This is a genomic window from Deltaproteobacteria bacterium GWA2_45_12 (genome assembly GCA_001797365.1).
Lineage (GTDB): Bacteria > UBA10199 > UBA10199 > UBA10199 > UBA10199 > UBA10199.
Genome location: MGPH01000053.1, coordinates 1 through 976 on the forward strand (window position 1 = coordinate 1; position 976 = coordinate 976).

The 976-nt window shown below is 41.1% G+C and carries 2 protein-coding genes and 1 pseudogene (1 of these 3 cut by a window edge); all 3 read right to left on the reverse strand.

The window, feature by feature from the left end; translation table 11 throughout:
• Nucleotides 1-81: 81 nt before the first annotated feature.
• A complete protein-coding gene (locus A2048_08040) occupies nt 82-543 on the reverse strand; it encodes a hypothetical protein (GenBank protein ID OGP08026.1) in 462 nt (153 codons plus the stop codon).
• 26 nt (nt 544-569) lie between these two features.
• Nucleotides 570-950 carry a hypothetical protein gene (locus tag A2048_08045; GenBank protein OGP08027.1) on the reverse strand — a complete coding sequence of 127 codons (381 nt, stop codon included), beginning with the start codon at nt 948-950 and terminating at the stop codon, nt 570-572.
• Nucleotides 934-976 (reverse strand): annotated as a pseudogene (locus A2048_08050) (hypothetical protein); it runs 395 nt beyond the window's last position. The gene A2048_08045 and the pseudogene A2048_08050 overlap by 17 nt, the downstream one beginning before the upstream one ends.

A 976-nucleotide genomic window follows, 5' to 3' on the forward strand; every position in this document is an offset into this window, starting at 1 on the left:
TTCAAATCGTTTTTTTAAAAAAGTAGGAATTTGCTATTAAAAATAAACCTTTAAACGAATCCGGTTTAAGTTAACCGGACACTAGTGAGAACGAATATATGCTGTAAATTCACTTACAGAAAAATTGGTTCCTTTAATTTTGCCATTAATAATTTCTTTTTTGCCGTTAAAATGCCCAACGGTGAAAACACCTCCCTGGAAATTTTTCAGAAAAAGAACGAGTTCTTCCCCATTATGAAACTCAGGGAAATCTTCTGGCGTATACTGTCTTCCATTAATCTCGCCGCCAAAAGAACGTATCTCTACATTTGTCGGTAATTTGCCCTTAATATTCTCCAAAATTTCCAAGCGTACGTGGGACATCACCATTTCTAATTGTGAATCATAAACCTCGTATCGAGAAGTAACCGTATGTACTTTCACATGGCATATATAATCGGCTTTATCCGCAAGATGACTCAAATCCATAAACAACACGTCAGCTATGGCGCTGCATGAGAGCGTTAAAAAAACAGATAAAATGAAAATAAATTTTCTTTGCATAAAAATACTTGGAAAAAAAGTTGACTTTAAAACTGCAAAGTTGCCAATTCACAGACGTTACCATCGACAATTCTCACGCCAACGTTAACGGGGTGGCTCATAGCCCTAGCCATGAGCGCCATGGCGATCAACCGATTCTCCTCCACGGTTGAATTCGCCCTGATCCAAGCGGAATTGGGGGTGCTGACGCAAACAACACCCTCAGGAAACGAGGAGAAAACCATTTTCCCCGATCCACCAAGAGTACTTTGCTCCACCAAAACAACGTTCACATTCCTGCCACTGAATTCGGCGTCTCCGGCTTGGAAAGGATCCCACGTATCGGCGAAAGCGCTTCCAGTCGCCGCGCAGGTGAGCATCAGCACAAAGGCCACGACCCATCTTCCATGATTATTTTCTCTCTTCATAAAAATCTCCTAATAGGTGTAAAAAA

Excerpts from the sequence above, each read along its gene's own strand:
- A2048_08045 (OGP08027.1), bottom strand. The coding sequence starts at position 950 with ATGAAGAGAGAAAATAATCATGGAAGATGGGTCGTGGCCTTTGTGCTG.
- A2048_08040 (OGP08026.1), bottom strand. The coding sequence starts at position 543 with ATGCAAAGAAAATTTATTTTCATTTTATCTGTTTTTTTAACGCTCTCA.